Raw genomic sequence first — 17,910 nt, 5'->3', positions numbered from 1 at the left:
ATCCGTAACGAGGAGAATTTATGGCTTTGGAAAAACCGTATCTGGACGTGCCCGGCACCATCATTTTCGATGCCGAGCAGTCCCGCAAGGGCTACTGGCTCAACCAGTTCTGCATGAGTCTGATGAAGGCCGAGAACCGCGAGCGCTTTCGCGCCGACGAGCGTGCCTATCTCGACGAGTGGGCGATGACCGAGGAGCAGAAGCAGGCCGTGCTGGCGCGCGATCTGAACTGGTGCATGCGCACCGGCGGCAATATCTACTTCCTGGCCAAGATCGGCGCCACCGACGGCAAGAGCTTCCAGCAGATGGCTGGCTCCATGACCGGTATGACCGAAGAAGAGTACCGCGCCATGATGATGGGCGGCGGCCGCTCTGCCGAAGGCAACCGCTATGTGGGCGAGGACGGTGATGCGCAGGCACACCATCAACCCCAGGGCAGCGCAGGCAACCAGAACAAGGAAGGCAACTAAGACATGGCACGCATCACCGCATCCGTTTTCACCTCGCATGTGCCTGCCATCGGCGCCGCCATGGACATGGGCAAGACCCAGGAAGCCTATTGGGCGCCTCTGTTCAAGGGCTATGACTTCTCGCGCCAGTGGATGAAGGACAACAAGCCCGATGTGATCTTCTTGGTCTACAACGACCACGCCACGGCCTTCAGCCTGGACTGCATTCCCACCTTCGCCATCGGCACGGCTGCGGAATTTCAGCCCGCCGACGAAGGCTGGGGCCCGCGCCCCGTGCCCAAGGTGGTCGGCCATCCCGATCTGGCCAGCCACATTGCCCAGTCCGTGATTCAGCAGGACTTCGACCTGACCATCGTCAACAAGATGGACGTGGACCACGGCCTCACGGTGCCGCTGTCGCTGATGTGCGGCGAGCAGGACCCCAAGACCGGCTCCTGGCCCTGCCCGGTGATCCCCTTCGCTGTGAACGTGGTGCAGTATCCCGTGCCCACCGGCCAGCGCTGCTTCAACCTGGGCCGCGCCATCCGCAAGGCCGTGGAGAGCTACGACCAGGACATCAATGTGCATATCTGGGGCACGGGCGGCATGAGCCACCAGTTGCAGGGTGCGCGCGCTGGCCTGATCAACAAGGAATGGGACAACCAGTTCCTGGACCTGCTGGTCGAGAACCCCCACGGTCTGGCGCAGATGCCACATATCGACTACGTGCGCGAAGCCGGCTCGGAAGGCATCGAGCTGGTGATGTGGCTGATCGCGCGCGGCGCCATGTCTGATGTGGACGGCCCCGCACCGCTGCCCAAGGTGGCGCACCGCTTCTACCATGTGCCCGCATCGAACACCGCAGTGGGCCATCTGATCCTCGAGAATCAGTAAACGTTTCACCACGTTCGCTGCTTCGCGTATTCACTGCCCCCCTGTGGGGGGCTTCGCCTCCTTGAGGCGGCTCTACGGAGATCCCAATCATGAGCAAGACCATCAAAGTAGCGCTGGCTGGCGCAGGTGCCTTCGGCATCAAGCACCTGGACGGCATCAAGAACATCGACGGCGTGGAAGTCGTCTCCCTGGTCGGTCGCCGTTTTGACCAGACCAAGGAAGTGGCCGACAAATACGGCATCAAGCACGTGGCAACCGATCTGGCCGAAAGCCTGGCGCTGCCCGAAGTCGATGCCGTGATCCTGTGCACGCCCACGCAGATGCACGCCGAGCAGGCCATTGCCTGCATGAAGGCCGGCAAGCATGTGCAGGTCGAGATTCCTCTGGCCGATGCTCTGAAGGACGCCCAGGAAGTGGCCGAGCTGCAAAAGCAGACCGGTCTGGTGGCCATGGTGGGCCATACCCGCCGCTTCAATCCCAGCCACCAGTGGGTGCACAAGAAGATCGAGGCCGGCGAGTTCAACATCCAGCAGATGGATGTGCAGACCTACTTCTTCCGCCGCACTAATATGAATGCGCTGGGCCAGGCCCGCAGCTGGACCGACCACCTGCTGTGGCACCATGCTGCCCACACCGTGGACCTGTTCGCCTACCAGGCCGGCAGCCCCATCGTCAAGGCCAACGCCGTGCAAGGCCCCATCCACAAGGATCTGGGCATCGCCATGGACATGAGCATCCAGCTCAAGGCCGCCAACGGCGCGATCTGCACGCTGAGCCTGTCGTTCAACAACGACGGCCCTCTGGGCACCTTCTTCCGCTACATCGGTGACACCGGCACCTACCTTGCGCGCTACGACGATCTGTACACCGGCAAGGACGAGAAGATCGACGTGTCTCAGGTTGACGTGTCCATGAACGGCATCGAGCTGCAGGACCGCGAATTCTTCGCAGCCATCCGCGAAGGCCGCGAACCCAACTCCAGCGTGCAGCAGGTGTTCAACTGCTACAAGGTCTTGCACGATCTGGAGCAGCAACTGAACGCGGATTGATCAGCGCGGACTGATTGCCTGGCGCATCTCCGCACGAAAGCCCCCGCAGCCTGTGGCTGCGGGGGCTTGTTTCATCGCGCAAAGTCTCTGTCGCTGCGAGAGGAAGTCGTAGTCACATTCCTGTGTGGCCGAATTCAGGCCCTATACCCTATAGCGGGGCTATGCGTCCCGGAAACCATGGCGGAGCTGACGGGGGGATTGGCCAAACCAGCGCTGGCACGCTCGGGTGAGCACAGCCTGGTCTGAATACCCCAGCAATTGCGCGATATGACCAAGACGCAGGTCGGGCTGCGCAAGCAATTGCGCTACCCAGGTCTTGCGCGCGCTATCGCGCAGTTCTTCGAAGGCTGAGCCTTCCGCCTGCAGGCGTCGCTGCAGGGTGCGCGGGTGCTGGCTCAGGGCGCGTGCCACCGAGGGCAGGTCGGCCATGCCCATGCGGACCAGATTGGCCAGCGCGCTGCGCACCTGGTCTGTCACGCCGGTATCCCTGCCCGGCGCTGCTCCCAACAGGAAACGTTCGACAAACTGCTGCAGCAGCCGGTTGTGTCTAGGCATGGGCTGACGCCAGGCCAGCGGGTCGATGGCAATGCCGTCAAAGCTGGAGCGAAAACGCGGCAACTGGCCCAGGTGCCGTTGGTATTGCGCGCTGCTGCCCACGGGGGCATGGCGCAGATGGATGGCCGCGGGGCGCAGCGCGCCTTCGGACAGCACATGGATCAGGCGGCACATATAGGCCACGCAGATTTCCGTGCCCTGGGGCATGGAGGCGTGGGAGGGCAGGCGTGACAGCACTTCCACGCATTCCAGCCCCTCGTCAGGCGCCATGAAGGTTCTGTAGCTCAGGGTGGGGTTGTGGAAGTGGACGTACTTTCCGCCCTGCATCATGCCCTCGCGCACGGTGGGCGCGGACTGTATGACCAGCCCCAGCAGGCCCAGGGTTTCGACACCTTGCTGCGCGCACAGGCGCAGCCCGAAATCGTGCACGCCCAGCACGCAGGCGGCTTCCTCTATGACCAGGGCCACGGCGTGGCTGGGCAGGTAGCGCTCGGGGTCGGCCAGATCTTCCGGCACCAGGCCGCAGGCGCGCAGGATGGCGGCGGGGTCGCCGCCCTGTGCGCGCACCAGGTCTTCAAAGCCCGCGAGCGCGGCGGCGCGGACACTGGTCATGACGGCGGAATCAGCGTGTTTGGCAGGCATCGGGGTATGTACTGCATGTCGTTCAACATCAAAATCCTGTCGCGCAAACACAAGTTTTGCCAGAGGGCTAGACCTAGCATGGCTGCGTGACAGACACGATTGACGCAAGTCGGGCCCAGGCTGGAGCTTCACCTCAAGGCCGTGATCCCTGCTCATTCCTGTCGGCTCACGCCCCAGCAGACAAGCAGGAGACACCCGGTATGGCACAGCATTTTGACTTTCTCATCATCGGCGCCGGTATTTCCGGCATTGGTGCGGCCCGTCATCTGCGCGAGCAGTTCGCGGACCGCAGCCTCGCCATCCTCGAAGCCATGGAGGGCTTCGGCGGCACATGGTGGACGCACCGCTACCCGGGGGCGCGCTCGGACAGCGACCTGTTCACCTATGGCTATGGCTTCAAGCCCTGGACGGGCAATGCCATCGCCACGGCGGACGAGATTCGCCACTACCTGGCCGAGACCATTAAGGAGAACGATCTGGCCCCGCTGATCCGCTACGGCCACAAGGTGCAATCGGCCCGATGGTCCTGTGAAGACAGGCTCTGGACACTGGAAGTCACCCACAGCGGCTCGGACGAGGTGCAGACCTTCACCACGGGTTTTCTCTGGGTCTGTGCCGGCTATTACGACCACGGCCAGGGCTATACGCCCGAGTGGCCGACGCTCAAGGACTTCAAGGGCCAGGTCATTCACCCGCAGCACTGGCCGCAGGACCTGGATTACGCGGGCAAGCGCATCGTGGTCATAGGCTCGGGCGCCACGGCGGCCACGCTGATCCCCAGCCTGGCGCCGGATGCGGGCCATGTGACCATGCTGCAGCGCTCACCCACCTTTTTCCTGCCCGCGTCCGAGCATCCGCTGGTGCCGCTGCTCAAGCCTTTGAACCTGCCCGAGGACTGGTACCACGAGATCATGCGCCGCGCCTTCATCGCGCGCACCGACGAGATCGTGCAGACCTCGAGGCAACACCCCGAAGCGATGCGCGCTTTCCTGCTTGGCGAGATCCGCTCCCATCTGCCCGAGGGCTTTGACATCGACAGGCACTTCAACCCCAGCTACCGCCCCTGGCAGCAGCGCATTGCCGTGGTGCCCAACGGCGACTTCTTCCAGGCCATGCGAGAGGGCAAGGCCTCGGTGGTGACGGACACCATAGAGAACTTCGACGCCAGCGGCATCCAGCTGAAGGGCGGCGGGCATCTGGACGCCGACATCATCGTTACTGCCACGGGCTTCAATCTCAAGCTTTTCGGCGGCATTGCGTTCAGCGTGGATGGCGCGCCGGTGGATTTTCGCGAGCGCATCTCCTACCGGGGCGTGATGATCGAGGGCATGCCCAATATGGCCTACACCCAGGGCTATTTCCGCTCCAGTTGGACGCTGCGCTGCGACCTGGTGTGCGACTGGGTGTGCCGCCTGCTTGCCCATATGCACGAGCAAGGCCATGCCGAGGTGCGGCCCACGGTGGCTGCAGCCGATGTCGGTATGCAGCGCCTGTCATGGATAGAGGCCGACAACTTCAACGCCGGCTATGTGCTGCGTGCGCAGGATGCCATGTTCGGCCAGGGCGACCGCCAGCCCTGGAGGCATGACCTGGAGTACGCCGAAGAGCGCGTGGTTCTGACCGCCGCATCGCTGCAGGACGCTGCCTTGGCCTATCGCTAGGTCCGCCCCTGTATCCGTTCCCTCACTCTTTATAACGACAGGAGACTTCATCCATGGCTCTCGATCCACACCTGGCCGGCGTCCTGCAGCAACTGGCCGCTGCCAACAGGAAAGCCACCGCCGATGGCACGCCCGAAGAAGGCCGCGCAGGCTATCTGGCGCTGACCCGTGGCTCGCTCACACCGGAGCAGATCGTGCCCGTGGCCAGCGTTCAGGACATCACCGTGCCCGGCGGCGCAGGCCCTGTGGCCGCGCGCATCTATCGGCCCGAGGGCGCTGGGCCTTTTCCCTCCGTGGTCTATTTCCACGGCGGAGGCTATGTCATCGGCAACCTGGACACCCATGACAACATGTGCCGCGAGATCTGCCGTGGCGCGCAGGCCGTGGTGGTGTCGGTGGACTACCGGCTTGCCCCCGAGCATCCCTTCCCCGCAGGCATCGAGGATGCCGTGGCTGCCGCCAGATGGGTGGTCGCCAATGCGTATGAGCTGGGGGGCAACGCCACCGTGGCCGTGGCCGGCGATAGCGCTGGCGGCAACTTCTGCGCCGTGGTGACGCAGCAGCTGCGCGATGCGGGCATTCCTCTGGCTGCGCAATTTCTCATCTACCCTGCGGTAGACCACGCTGCCGCCGAGTACGCCAGCGCCGAGCAGAACGCCAAGGGCTATTTCCTGGAGGCCGAGACCATGGCCTGGTTCTACAACCATTACGCCGGCACCTCCCCCGATGCGCTGGATCCGCGCCTGGCACCGCTGCAGGCCAAGAGTCTGGCAAACCTGCCGTCCGCTGTGATCGTGAATGCCGAGTTCGATCCGCTGCGTGATCAGGGCGCGGCCTATGCCGAGGCGCTGCGTGCTGCAGGCGGCCAGGCCGAGCTGATTGAAGGTGCAGGCATGATCCACGGCTTCTTCGACATGGGCCGCTGGTCGCCCGGCGCGCAGGCTGTCATCACGCACAGCATCGAGCGCTTTGCTGCGCTGCTCAAAACAAGAGCCCACTGAGGAGGCCCGCGATGACCCATGTGAATCACCTCACCGTCCTCGGTTCGGGTGTGCTGGGCGGTCAGATCGCCTGGCACAGTGCGTTCAAGGGCAAAACCGTTGCCGTCTACGACATCTCGGAAGATGCGCTGGAGCGCTGCCGCGCCGCACAGGCGCAGTACGCAGCCATCTATCTGACGGAACTCGGTGCGAGCGATGCCGACATCGAAGCCACGCGCCAGCGCCTGAGCTTTACCACGGACATGGGACGGGCCGTGGCCAAGGCCGATCTGGTCATCGAGGCCGTGCCGGAGATCCCGGATGTCAAGACCAGCGTCTACCAGCTTATGGCGCCGCTGCTTCAGGCCCACACCGTGGTCGCCACCAACTCGTCCACCTTTTTGCCCAGCGATTTCGCGGCGGCCACGGGCCGGCCCGAGAAATTCTGTGCGCTGCACTACGCCAACTACATCTGGTCGGCCAATGTCGTGGAAATCATGCCGCACGCGGCGACGGCCCGGGCCACGCTGGAGACCGTCACCCGCTTCGGCATCGAGACCGGCATGGTGCCGATTCCCATCGCCGTGGAGCACAACGGCTATGTCATCAACACCTGGTTCCCCGCACTGCTCAAGGCGGCCCAGACGCTGGTGACCCAGGGCATCGCCACGCCCGAGGACGTGGACCGCACTTTCCTGATTGCCAACCGCGGTGCCCGCATGGGGCCGTTCGGCATGATGGACATTGTGGGCATGAAGACTTGCTACGACGTGTCCTCCTACTGGGGCCGGCTGCAGGGCGATGCGCAGCAACTGGCCAATGCCGAATACGTCAAGACCCAGTTGATGGACAAGGGGCGCACCGGCATGCTGGCGGGCAAGGGCTATTACGACTACCCGAATCCGGCCTATGCGGCGGCGGGGTTTCTGGATGTGCCAGCGCTGTCGCAGCTGTCCGCCATTGTCGATCGCTGTATCTCAAAAGTCTGAGCCCTTGGTGCACAGGTGGCGCATGCGGCCCCGCCTCTGCGCCTGTGCCTGGTGCTGCAGTGAGGCAGTGCCGGGCAGGAGCCTGACGAGCACAGATTTTGATGCGGACATTATTTGGGCTTGGCATCGGCCATACACGAACCGGAAGGCTGCTGCTGGAATAATATTGCTCCAGCTTGTATAGCGGCCTGCGATCGCGCTTGGTTCGGTTGAAGGCCTTTGGATGCATAAGGAAAGTTAATGGAAAACCGCAAAGTCGGCCCATTCAGCGTCGCCAATGTCGCGCTGGGCTGCATGAACTTCTGCCATGCCTACGGCAACCCCGTCTCTGCCGAGCAATCGCACGCCGTGCTGCATGCGGCACTGGACGCGGGCGTTACGCTGTTCGACACTGCCGCGCTCTATGGTTTTGGCGCCAGCGAATCGCTGATCGGCCCCGTGCTCAAGCCTCATCGCAACCACATCACCCTGGCCAGCAAATGCGGCATGGCCGGCGTGCGCGGCGAAGACGGCGTGATGCGCCGCGTCATCGACGGTCGCCCCAAAACCCTGCGCCAGAACTGCGAAGACAGTCTCAAGCGCCTGGGCACCGATGTGATCGATCTCTACTATCTGCATCGCTGGGACAGGAACGTGCCCATCGAGGAGTCGGTGGGCGAGATGGCGCGCCTGAAGGAAGAGGGCAAGGTTCGCGCTCTGGGCCTGTCGGAAGTGGGGGCCGATGCGCTGCGCCGCGCGCACAAGGAGCACCCGATTGCCGCGCTGCAAAGCGAATATTCGCTGTGGTCGCGCAATGCGGAGCTGGGCACGCTCGCCGCCTGCAAGGAGCTGGGCATTGCCTATGTGGCTTTCAGTCCCATGGGCCGCGCCTTTTTCAGCGGCAAGCTGCAGCAGGTGGACAACCTGGTCAAGGGCGATATCCGCGCCACCATGCCGCGCTTTGCCGGCGAGGCCTATGCGCAGAACCTGCGCCTGCTGGCGCCCATGCAGGCCGTGGCGGACAAGGCCGGCTGCACGCTGGCCGAATTGGCCATCGCCTGGGTGCTGCACCAGGGCGAGCATGTGATCGCCTTGCCCGGCACCACCAGCGTGGAGCATCTGCACGAAGACATTCGCGGTGGCCGCGTCCATCTCGACGCCGAGCTGCTGGCTGAGCTCGATGACATCTTCAAGCCCGAAGCCATTGCCGGCGACCGCTATGCGCTGCAAGGCCAGGGCGAGGTCGATACCGAGAAATACGCGTTTGAAAAGCGGCCCACCTGAGGCTGGCTGCAGATTGCGCTGGCAGGCTCTGACCGCTTAGGCGGGCAGGGCGTGCAGTGGAATGTCCCTGTCCTGGGCCAGCTGCATCAGCTCAGCGCAGCTGCGTGCGGCCAGAAACCGGGCCACGCCCTGATGGATCTCTGGCTTACGCATATCGGTTGGGTGGCTGAACAGCAGGTCCGCCGCTTCGCACAGGCGCTGTGCAAAGTGGGGCTCCAGCGCGGCCACGGCCACGATGCCGTCGGCACAGGGATAGATGCGGTAGCCCGCATGGGCGCCGCCGACATCGCCTGCGGGCTGGGTCAGGCCCCAGTGCCAGGGCAGGGCCAGCCACTGCGCCGCCTGGGCCAGGCCGACCTCGCGCACTATGCCGCGCCCGCTGCGGCTGCTGACGAGCACGGCCTGGAGCACGGCTTCGCTGGCCATCAGCGCCCCCGCCATATCGGCAAACAGGCTGGGGGGCAGGGCGGTGCTGTGCACGAGGCCCGCTTCGGCCTGATAGGTGAGGTCATGGCCGGGGACATCGGCCAGCTTGCCCGCGCTGCCGACCACGCGCACCAGCGACAGTCGGGGGTAGCGCTGCTGCAGGGTTTCCCAGCCCAGGCCCAGCTTGCTCAGTGCCGAGGGACGAAACGAGGTCAGCAGCACATCGGTTTGCGCCAGTTGCTCATGCAGGCTGGCCTGGCCTGCGGCGGTCTTGAGATCGGCCTGCAGGGTTTGCACTTTGTCATGCATCTGCGCGTAGGCATCTGGGCAGTAGAGGCCCATGGGGTCGGCGCTGCGGCCTGCGCCGGGTGCCAGAGGCTCTAGCTTGCGGCAATCGGCTCCCATGCCGGCGCAGCGCCACAGTGCGGCGGGGCCGGGCAGGTTCAGAGCCAGGCTGAGTATGCGAATTCCTTGCAGGGGTTGAATGGCGGTGCTTGGCATGAGTGGGAGTCTTCCTTGTCTGGACTTGTGCAAGCCAGGGTGGCATCAGGATGGTTTCCTTGAGGCGAAGCCCTTGCTTGAGTCTGATTTGCGTAAGTCGTGCTTGTGCAACTGCTGTTGTAGTGCAAGCCTGGCCCCGGCACTGGCACTTTCAGGACAGTCTGTTGCGGTGGCGATGCTTTCGGGCGCTGCTGCGATGTGGCAAGCTTGTCCTATCTGTAAAAAACGCCCCTAGGGGCGTGTTCGATTGACCGAGATGCGTAGACGTACGCTTTTGTCCCTGGGCGCAGCCTCCATGCTGGCCGCCGGCGGGGGCTGGAAGGCTTTTTCCATGAACTCCACTTCTTCTTCCCTGTTGCCCGAGCAGCTGTTGCAGCAGCTCAAGCCTTCGCCGCGCATGCCGGTGATGTTTCTCGGCCACGGCAGTCCCATGAATGTGATCGAGGACACGCACTGGCGCCAGAGCTGGAAGGCGCTGGGCCAGGAGCTGACGGCCAAAGGCATTGAGCCGCAGCTGATTCTCTGCGTTTCGGCTCACTGGCTGACCGAGTCCGACTGGGCGCTGACCGGCATGGCCCAGCCGCGCACGATTCATGACTTTGGCGGCTTTCCGCAAGAGCTGTTCGACCAGCAATATCCGGCGCCCGGCGCGCCCGAGGTGGCCAGACAGCTGGCGGCCGAGCTGCATTCGCCGCTGGACGGATCGGCCTTGCTGCTGGACCAGAAATGGGGTTTTGACCATGGCACCTGGTCGGTGTTGCTGCCCATGTTTCCCGAGGCCAGCATTCCCGTCATGCAGCTGAGCATGCCCTATGGACTGGCGCCCGAAAAGCATTTCGAGATGGGCCGCCAGCTGCGCGCGCTGCGCGACCGCGGCGTGCTCATCGTGGGCAGCGGCAATATCGTGCACAACCTGCGCGCCATGCAGCGCGGTGCCAGCGACAACCAGGCCTATGACTGGACGATCCAGTTCGACACCGAAGTGCAGCAGCGGCTGGACAGCGGCAATCTGGCGGATCTGAGCACCTTTCTGGACTGGGGGCCACAGGCCCGCCTGGCCCATCCCACGCACGACCACTATCTGCCTCTGCTGTATGCGGCAGGGGCCGTGCAGGAGGGCGAAGCGCCGCGCGTGTTCAACACGGCCTACCAGTATGCGGCACTGTCCATGCGCTCGGCCATCTGGGGATTGAACGCCTGATCAAGATTTTGCTAGCTTGCTGCGCTTGGTTTACAAGGTTTTCAGATGATTTCCTTCCTGAAAACAATATGAGAAGAGCGCTGGCAGCTATCAACTAATAGGTGGGCACTGAAGCAGCCATAAAAAAAGAGCAACGGATTAAAAGTCCGTTGCTCTTTGGTTTTCAGGGACCAGGCCCTGAATCGTGAGCTTAGATCACGGCGGCGATGGCCTTGCAGACATAGTCGATGTTCTTGCTGTTCAGCGCAGCCACGCACATGCGGCCGGTGTCGGTGCCGTACACGCCGAACTCGGAGCGCAGGCGCACCATCTGGTCCTTGGGCAGGCCGGAGTACGAGAACATGCCGATCTGGGTGGTGATGAAGGACATGTCCTGGGTCACGCCGGCAGCCTTCAGGCCGTCGACCAGCTTCTGGCGCATGGCCTTGATGCGCACGCGCATCTCGCCCAGCTCCTTTTCCCACAGAGCGTGCAGCTCGGGGTTGTTCAGCACGGCTGCCACGACGGCGCCGCCATGTGTGGGAGGGTTGGAGTAGTTGGTGCGGATGACGATCTTCAGCTGCGACAGCACGCGAGCGGCTTCTTCCTTGTCGGAGGCCACCACGGACAGGGCGCCCACGCGCTCGCCGTACAGGCTGAAGCTCTTGGAGAAGGAAGTCGAGACAAAGATGTTCAGGCCGGCAGCCACGAACTTGCCGATCACGGCGCCGTCTTCGGCGATGCCGTGGCCAAAGCCCTGGTAGGCCATGTCCAGGAAGGCGACCAGGCCCTTGGCCTTGACGACGGCGATCACTTCATCCCACTGAGCGGCGGTGATGTCGTAGCCGGTGGGGTTGTGGCAGCAGGCGTGCAGCACGACCACGGTGCCGGCAGCGGCAGCGTTCAGGTCGGCCAGCATGCCGGCGAAGTCGATGGAGCGGGTCGCTGCATCGTAGTAAGCGTAGGTGCCGACTTCAAAACCAGCGTTGGTGAAGATGGCCTTGTGGTTTTCCCAGCTGGGGTTGGAGATCAGGACCTTGGCGTTGGGGTTGAGCTTCTTGAGGAAGTCGGCGCCGATCTTCAGGCCGCCGGTGCCGCCGATGGCTTGCACGGTGGCAACGCGGCCGGACTTGACCACGTCGGACTCGGCACCGAACACCAGGGCCTTGACGCCGTTGTCATAGGCGGCAATACCGTCGATGGGCAGATAGCCGCGCGCGGTAGGCTTTTCCATCATGGCCTTCTCGGCGGCCTGCACGCACTCCAGCAGGGGCAGCTTGCCGTTGTCGTCGAAGTACACGCCCACGCCCAGGTTCACTTTGTTGGGGTTGGAGTCAGCGTTGAATTGCTCGTTCAGACCCAGGATGGGGTCGCGGGGGGCCATTTCGACGGCGGTAAACAGAGACATGAAAAAATCCTTGAGGGATGGAAATAAGTCAGGTCACCCCCAGCTACTGCTCCGAGCGCGTTAGACGGGCAGGGCATTGCCCGGTGCTCGAAAAAACGCATCAGCCTAGGTTAGGCTTGAGGGTTGGGCTGCCATTCTACTCCGCGCTTACCCTATGCGTCATGGACATGAGATCATGCAAGAACAAAATATGAATGCCGAGCCGCAAGGCCGTTTCGTGCAATACCCGGACTCGCCGTTCGAGCTGTTCCAGCCCTATCCTCCGGCGGGCGATCAGCCTGCGGCCATCGAAAAACTGGTCGAAGGCGTCAATGACGGCGAGTCTTTCCAGACGCTGCTGGGCGTGACCGGTTCGGGCAAGACCTTCACCATGGCCAACGTGATCGCGCGTCTGGGCAAGCCCGCCATCGTGTTTGCGCCCAACAAGACGCTGGCGGCACAGCTGTACTCGGAGTTCAGGGAGTTTTTCCCGAAAAACGCGGTCGAGTACTTCGTCAGCTACTACGACTACTACCAGCCCGAAGCCTATGTGCCCCAGCGCGACCTGTTCATCGAAAAGGACAGCGCCATCAACGAGCACATCGAGCAGATGCGCCTGTCCTGCACCAAGAGCATCATGGAGCGGCGCGATGTGGTGATCGTGGCCACGGTCTCGGCCATCTACGGCATCGGCGAGCCCGAGAGCTACCACCGCATGATCATGACGCTGCGCGCGGGCGACACGCTCAACCAGCGCGACGCGATCGCGCAGCTGATCCGCATGCAGTACCAGCGCAACGACCAGGATTTCTCGCGCGGCACCTTCCGCGTGCGCGGCGACACCATCGATGTGTTCCCGGCCGAGCATTCTGAGCTGGCCGTGCGCATCGAGCTGTTCGACGACGAGGTCGAGAGCCTGCAGCTGTTCGATCCGCTCACGGGCCGGGTGCGCCAGAACATTCCCCGCTTCACCATCTATCCCAGCAGCCACTATGTGACGCCGCGCGACAAGGTGCTGGCGGCCGTGGAGACCATCAAGGAAGAGCTGGCCGAGCGCCTCAAGCAGCTTGTGGGCATGGGCAAGCTGGTGGAGGCGCAGCGCCTGGAGCAGCGCACGCGCTTCGATCTGGAAATGCTCAGCGAAGTGGGGCACTGCAAGGGCATCGAGAACTACACGCGCCATCTCTCGGCCTCCAAGCCCGGCGATCCGCCCAGCACGCTGACCGACTATCTGCCGCGCGACGCCATTATGTTCCTTGACGAGAGCCATCAGATGATCGGCCAGCTCAACGCCATGTACAACGGCGACCGGGCGCGCAAGACCACGCTGGTGGAATATGGCTTCCGCCTGCCGTCGGCGCTGGACAACCGGCCGCTCAAGTTCGAGGAGTTCGAGCAGCGCATGCGCCAGGTGGTGTTTGTCTCGGCCACGCCCGCCGAATATGAAAAGACTCATGCCGGGCAGGTGGTGGAGCAGGTGGTGCGCCCCACGGGCCTGGTCGATCCCGAAATCGAAGTGCGGCCGGCCATCCATCAGGTGGATGACGTGCTGCAGGAGATCCGCCAGCGCGTGGAGCTGGAGGAGCGCGTGCTCATCACCACGCTGACCAAGCGCATGGCCGAGCAGCTGACCGAATACCTGACCGACAACGGCGTGAAGGTGCGCTATCTGCACTCCGACGTGGATACGGTGGAGCGCGTGGAAATCATCCGCGACCTGCGTCTGGGAGCCTTCGACGTGCTGGTCGGCATCAACCTGCTGCGCGAAGGCCTGGATATTCCCGAGGTCTCGCTGGTGGCGATTCTGGATGCCGACAAGGAAGGTTTTCTGCGTGCCGAACGCAGCCTGATCCAGACCATCGGTCGTGCGGCGCGCAACGTCAACGGCAAGGCGATTCTGTACGCGGACCGCATCACGGAGTCCATGAAGAAAGCCATCGGCGAAACCGAAAGACGCCGCGAAAAACAGATGGCTTTCAATGAAGCCAACGGAATCGTGCCAAAACAGATTGTCAAGAGGGTGAAAGACCTGATTGATGGCGTCTACAGCGAAAAAAGCGGCAAAGAGGCCGAGCGTCTGCAGGAGCAGGCTCTACAACAGGCACGTGTCGAGGATATGTCGGAGAAAGACATCGCCAAGGAGATCAAGCGTCTGGAGAAGCAAATGCTGGAGCACGCCAGGAACCTGGAATTCGAGCAGGCAGCGCGTGTGCGAGACCAGCTTTCGCTTCTCAAGCAGCAATTGTTCGGGGCGGCACCGTAGGAATATTTCTTCGCAAATCTCGGGGTTATTACGTGAGTGCACGCTGTTACCCGACAAAATTGATGGGGAATGTGATATACTCGCCTCAAACACTCAACAACAAACTTCCCTCACAGAAGGGCTCTGAACCTAATCACAGGACGGAGTAAGGGCGGAGACTGTGCTCGTCTAGGTACTGTGACCGGGCGTGCGTTTCTGTAACGAACAATCCTGACTGAAGGAGCTCGTATGCGTCTTACGACCAAAGGCCGCTTTGCGGTCACCGCGATGATCGACCTGGCACTGCGCCAGAACAATGGCCCTGTGACCCTGGCTGCCATCAGCCAGCGTCAGCAGATTTCGCTGTCCTATCTGGAACAGTTGTTTGGCAAGCTGCGTCGCCACGAACTGGTGGAATCCACCCGTGGCCCCGGTGGCGGCTACACGCTGGCCCGTAAGGCAACGGACATCACCGTGGCTGACATCATCGTCTCGGTGGATGAACCTATTGATGCGACCCAGTGCGGTGGCAAGGAAAACTGTCTGGGCGAAGCCGGCCGCTGCATGACCCATGAGCTGTGGGCTGCACTGAATCAGCGCATGGTGGAATTCCTGGACTCCGTCACTCTGCAAAAGCTGGTGGACGAGCAACTGGCCAAGGGCATCCAGATCGAGGACAAGCCCGTGGTGCGCCGCGCCATCTCCACAGCACCCGTGGTCAAGCCCATCCGTGTGAATGCACCGAACTCGGTGTTCGCCCTGGGTAACGCCTTCGCGAAATCCTGATCCGGGGCCGCTTGAGCAGTGCTCGGGCGGCAACCAGATCGGCATGAAGCCCGACTCCGATAGTCAGGGCCTGGATACATGCATGGCTGTGCGGCATGTTTCTTCGCCCTGATGGCACCACAAGGTGCATCGATTCCTCACGATTTGTCAGCCAAAAACAAGACGAGCCAGTCATGGACATGACCCCGCACTTTCCCATTTATCTCGACTACGGTGCAACCACTCCGGTGGACCCCCGCGTGGCGGACGCCATGATTCCCTGGCTGCGTGAACATTTTGGCAATGCCGCATCGCGCAGCCATGCCTGGGGCTGGGAAGCCGAAGAAGCCGTCGAGAAGGCCCGCAAGCAGGTCGCCGATCTGATTGGCGCCGACCCGCGTGAAATCGTCTGGACCAGCGGCGCGACCGAGTCCGACAACCTGGCCATCAAGGGTGCAGCGCATTTCTACCAGGGCAAGGGCAAGCACCTGATCACCGTGAAGACCGAGCACAAGGCCGTGCTGGACACCATGCGTGAACTGGAGCGCCAGGGCTTTGAAGTCAGCTATCTGGACGTGCAGGAAAACGGTCTGCTGGACATTGAGGTGTTCAAGGCCGCGATCCGTCCCGACACCATCCTCGCCAGCGTGATGGCCGTGAACAACGAGATCGGTGTGGTTCAGGATCTGAACACCATTGGCGCCCTGTGCCGTGAGAAGGGCATCATCTTCCACGTCGACGCCGCTCAGGCTTCGGGCAAGATGGATCTGAACATGCAGACCATGCCCATTGACCTGATGAGCCTGGCTTCGCACAAGACCTACGGCCCCAAGGGCATCGGTGCGCTGTACGTGCGCCGCAAGCCGCGCGTGCGCCTGGAAGCTCAGATGCACGGCGGCGGTCATGAACGCGGCATGCGTTCCGGCACGCTGGCAACCCACCAGATCGTGGGCATGGGCGAAGCCTTCCGCATCGCCAAGGAAGAGATGGCCAAGGATATGGAGCACGCACGTGCACTGCGCCAGCGTCTGCTCGATGGTCTGAAGGATCTGGAGCAGGTGTTCGTGAACGGCGATATGGACAACGGTGTTCCCCATTACCTGAACATGAGCTTCAACTTCGTCGAAGGCGAGTCGCTGATCATGGGCATCAAGGGTCTGGCCGTGTCCTCGGGTTCCGCCTGCACATCCGCCAGCCTGGAGCCCAGCTATGTGCTGCGTGCCCTGGGTCGCAGCGATGAGCTGGCACACAGCTCCTTGCGCATGACCTTTGGTCGCTTCACGACGGAAGAGGAAATTGACTACGCGATCAAGTCGATCCGCGAAAACGTGCTGAAGCTGCGCGAGCTGAGCCCTCTGTGGGAGATGTACAAAGACGGCATCGACCTCAGCACTATTCAATGGGCTGCACACTAAGCATAGATTACAAAGAGTTCAAGAGGTAGACACCATGGCTTACTCCGAAAAAGTTGTTGACCACTATGAAAACCCCCGCAACGTGGGCTCGTTCGACAAGAGCGATGACTCCGTGGGCACGGGTATGGTGGGTGCGCCCGCTTGCGGCGACGTGATGAAGCTGCAGATCAAGGTCAATCCCGCCACTGGCGTGATCGAAGATGCACGCTTCAAGACCTATGGCTGCGGCTCTGCCATCGCCTCGTCTTCGCTGGTGACCGAATGGGTCAAGGGCAAGACGCTGGATGAGGCTGCCGCCCTGAAGAACAGCCAGATCGCCGAAGAACTGGCGCTGCCACCGGTCAAGGTTCATTGCTCCATCCTGGCTGAAGACGCCATCAAGGCTGCTGTGAACGACTACCGCGCAAAGCGCACGGCGACGGAAGCCTAAGGCCATGGCCATCTCAATGACCGAGGCGGCTGCCCGTCATGTGAACCGCTACCTTTCGCGTCGCGGCAAGGGGATTGGCGTGCGCCTCGGCGTGAAGACCACGGGCTGTTCCGGCTTGGCCTACAAGCTGGAGTATGTGGACGAGGTTCAGCCCGATGACGTGGTGTTTGAAGACCACGGCATCAAGGTGCTGATCGACCCCAAGAGCCTGGCCTATATCGACGGCACGGAACTGGATTTCGTGCGCGAAGGCCTGAACGAAGGCTTCAAGTTCCACAACCCCAACGAGCGTGATCGCTGCGGTTGTGGTGAGAGCTTCAGGATTTGATTTCCCCCTGAGTCGCTTCGCGCCTTCCCCCCCAAGGGGAGGACACCTTCGCTGCGAGGCGGCTCTTGCTCGGTGTCCCTGGCGTGTGTAGCGCCCAAGCGTAAGAACGGAACCGCCTCAGCGCTGCTGCAGGCGGTTTTTTAATGCCATGAATCTGCAATCTGACGACTTTGAATTGTTTGGCCTGCCGCGCAAGTTTGCGCAGGAGCGCAGCCAGATCGACGCACGCTGGAAAGAGCTGCAGCGTGAAGCACATCCCGACCGCTTTGCCGCCCAGGGCGCAGCGGCGCAGCGCGTGGCCATGCAATGGTCGGTGCGCATCAACGAGGCCTATCAGCGCCTCAAGGATCCGCTCAAGCGCGCGGCCTATCTGTGCGAGCTGGCGGGAGCACCAGTGCGGGCCGAAGACAACACGGCCATGCCTGCGGCATTTCTGATGCAGCAGATGGAGTGGCGCGAAGCGCTGGAAGACGCTGCCAGCGAGCAGGAGCTGGATGCTCTGGAGGGCGAGATGCTCGCTGCCAAAAAGCAGATGCTTGGCGAATGCGGTCGTCTGCTGGACGAGGCTGGCGATGCCGCCGCTGCCGTGCAGCAGGTGAGAGCCCTCATGTTTGTTGCGCGATTTGCGCAAGATGTGGATCGCCGTCGCGATCAACTGGGACAATAAGAGCCAGAGCAACGCGCTGTGCCCTAGGCACGCAGCGTATCCACCTTGAGCGGGCCAGCCACGCTGGCCTCTGATGTTTCAAAAGAA

General features: G+C 62.6%; 17 protein-coding genes. 14 read left to right on the top strand and 3 right to left on the bottom strand.

Annotated features, from left to right (window positions below; translation table 11 throughout):
* Positions 1 to 20 precede the first annotated feature (20 nt).
* From ligA to AAIL67_RS08915, 3 genes are all read left to right on the top strand, one after another.
* Positions 21 to 470: a protocatechuate 4,5-dioxygenase subunit alpha gene (gene ligA, locus AAIL67_RS08925; protein ID WP_046460217.1), complete on the top strand. Its 450-nt coding sequence runs from the start codon at positions 21 to 23 to the stop codon at positions 468 to 470.
* Positions 471 to 473: 3 nt separating this feature from the next.
* The gene (locus AAIL67_RS08920) at positions 474 to 1,343 is read left to right on the top strand and encodes a class III extradiol dioxygenase subunit beta (RefSeq protein ID WP_003054198.1); all 870 of its coding nucleotides are present in this window, start codon (positions 474 to 476) and stop codon (positions 1,341 to 1,343) included.
* 89 nt (positions 1,344 to 1,432) lie between these two features.
* Entirely contained in the window at positions 1,433 to 2,392 is a 960-nt protein-coding gene (locus AAIL67_RS08915) for a Gfo/Idh/MocA family oxidoreductase (RefSeq protein ID WP_280031539.1), read from the top strand.
* Positions 2,393 to 2,551: 159 nt separating this feature from the next.
* Here the strand turns inward: AAIL67_RS08915 and AAIL67_RS08910 are convergent, their stop codons facing one another.
* Positions 2,552 to 3,559, bottom strand: a complete 1,008-nt coding sequence (locus tag AAIL67_RS08910; RefSeq protein ID WP_343483808.1) for an AraC family transcriptional regulator — start codon at positions 3,557 to 3,559, stop codon at positions 2,552 to 2,554.
* Positions 3,560 to 3,789: 230 nt separating this feature from the next.
* On the opposite strand from AAIL67_RS08910, the gene AAIL67_RS08905 reads away from it, so the two are divergent.
* The 4 genes from AAIL67_RS08905 to AAIL67_RS08890 all read left to right on the top strand — a co-directional run bounded on the left by AAIL67_RS08905 (position 3,790) and on the right by AAIL67_RS08890 (position 8,482).
* The gene (locus AAIL67_RS08905) at positions 3,790 to 5,250 is read left to right on the top strand and encodes an NAD(P)/FAD-dependent oxidoreductase (protein WP_343483807.1); all 1,461 of its coding nucleotides are present in this window, start codon (positions 3,790 to 3,792) and stop codon (positions 5,248 to 5,250) included.
* Positions 5,251 to 5,303: 53 nt separating this feature from the next.
* Positions 5,304 to 6,251 (top strand): alpha/beta hydrolase, encoded by a 948-nt coding sequence (locus tag AAIL67_RS08900; protein WP_343483806.1) that lies wholly within the window; start codon positions 5,304 to 5,306, stop codon positions 6,249 to 6,251.
* A gap of 11 nt (positions 6,252 to 6,262) precedes the next feature.
* Entirely contained in the window at positions 6,263 to 7,219 is a 957-nt protein-coding gene (locus AAIL67_RS08895; RefSeq protein WP_343483805.1) for a 3-hydroxyacyl-CoA dehydrogenase, read from the top strand.
* A 240-nt stretch (positions 7,220 to 7,459) separates the two neighbouring features.
* Complete coding sequence (locus AAIL67_RS08890; protein WP_343483804.1) at positions 7,460 to 8,482, top strand: aldo/keto reductase; 1,023 nt, start codon at positions 7,460 to 7,462, stop codon at positions 8,480 to 8,482.
* A gap of 36 nt (positions 8,483 to 8,518) precedes the next feature.
* On the opposite strand, the gene AAIL67_RS08885 is transcribed toward AAIL67_RS08890, so the two are convergent.
* Positions 8,519 to 9,409: a CaiB/BaiF CoA-transferase family protein gene (locus AAIL67_RS08885; RefSeq protein ID WP_343483803.1), complete on the bottom strand. Its 891-nt coding sequence runs from the start codon at positions 9,407 to 9,409 to the stop codon at positions 8,519 to 8,521.
* Between the two features lie 274 nt (positions 9,410 to 9,683).
* Between AAIL67_RS08885 and ygiD the strand changes: the two genes are divergently transcribed.
* Entirely contained in the window at positions 9,684 to 10,610 is a 927-nt protein-coding gene (ygiD, locus tag AAIL67_RS08880) for a 4,5-DOPA dioxygenase extradiol (RefSeq protein ID WP_343483938.1), read from the top strand.
* Between the two features lie 190 nt (positions 10,611 to 10,800).
* On the opposite strand, the gene AAIL67_RS08875 is transcribed toward ygiD, so the two are convergent.
* The gene (locus AAIL67_RS08875) at positions 10,801 to 11,997 is read right to left on the bottom strand and encodes an amino acid aminotransferase (RefSeq protein ID WP_343483802.1); all 1,197 of its coding nucleotides are present in this window, start codon (positions 11,995 to 11,997) and stop codon (positions 10,801 to 10,803) included.
* Between the two features lie 175 nt (positions 11,998 to 12,172).
* On the opposite strand from AAIL67_RS08875, the gene uvrB reads away from it, so the two are divergent.
* The 6 genes from uvrB to hscB all read left to right on the top strand — a co-directional run bounded on the left by uvrB (position 12,173) and on the right by hscB (position 17,823).
* Positions 12,173 to 14,239 (top strand): excinuclease ABC subunit UvrB, encoded by a 2,067-nt coding sequence (gene uvrB, locus AAIL67_RS08870; RefSeq protein ID WP_012838731.1) that lies wholly within the window; start codon positions 12,173 to 12,175, stop codon positions 14,237 to 14,239.
* 228 nt (positions 14,240 to 14,467) lie between these two features.
* Positions 14,468 to 15,004: a Fe-S cluster assembly transcriptional regulator IscR gene (gene iscR, locus AAIL67_RS08865; protein ID WP_003054211.1), complete on the top strand. Its 537-nt coding sequence runs from the start codon at positions 14,468 to 14,470 to the stop codon at positions 15,002 to 15,004.
* A 173-nt stretch (positions 15,005 to 15,177) separates the two neighbouring features.
* On the top strand, positions 15,178 to 16,398 hold the full coding sequence (locus tag AAIL67_RS08860; RefSeq protein ID WP_039048945.1) for an IscS subfamily cysteine desulfurase: 1,221 nt from the start codon (positions 15,178 to 15,180) through the stop codon (positions 16,396 to 16,398).
* A gap of 34 nt (positions 16,399 to 16,432) precedes the next feature.
* On the top strand, positions 16,433 to 16,828 hold the full coding sequence (gene iscU / locus AAIL67_RS08855) for a Fe-S cluster assembly scaffold IscU (protein WP_003054213.1): 396 nt from the start codon (positions 16,433 to 16,435) through the stop codon (positions 16,826 to 16,828).
* A gap of 4 nt (positions 16,829 to 16,832) precedes the next feature.
* Positions 16,833 to 17,156 (top strand): iron-sulfur cluster assembly protein IscA, encoded by a 324-nt coding sequence (gene iscA / locus AAIL67_RS08850; protein WP_003054214.1) that lies wholly within the window; start codon positions 16,833 to 16,835, stop codon positions 17,154 to 17,156.
* 148 nt (positions 17,157 to 17,304) lie between these two features.
* Positions 17,305 to 17,823, top strand: coding sequence for a Fe-S protein assembly co-chaperone HscB (gene hscB / locus AAIL67_RS08845; protein ID WP_003067580.1), 519 nt, complete (start codon positions 17,305 to 17,307; stop codon positions 17,821 to 17,823).
* The last annotated feature ends 87 nt before the right edge of the window (positions 17,824 to 17,910 follow it).

Origin of the sequence: Comamonas sp. A7-5, from assembly GCF_039581385.1 — a bacterium.
GTDB lineage: Bacteria > Pseudomonadota > Gammaproteobacteria > Burkholderiales > Burkholderiaceae_C > Comamonas > Comamonas thiooxydans.
This window is presented reverse-complemented; position numbering and strand designations above follow the sequence as displayed.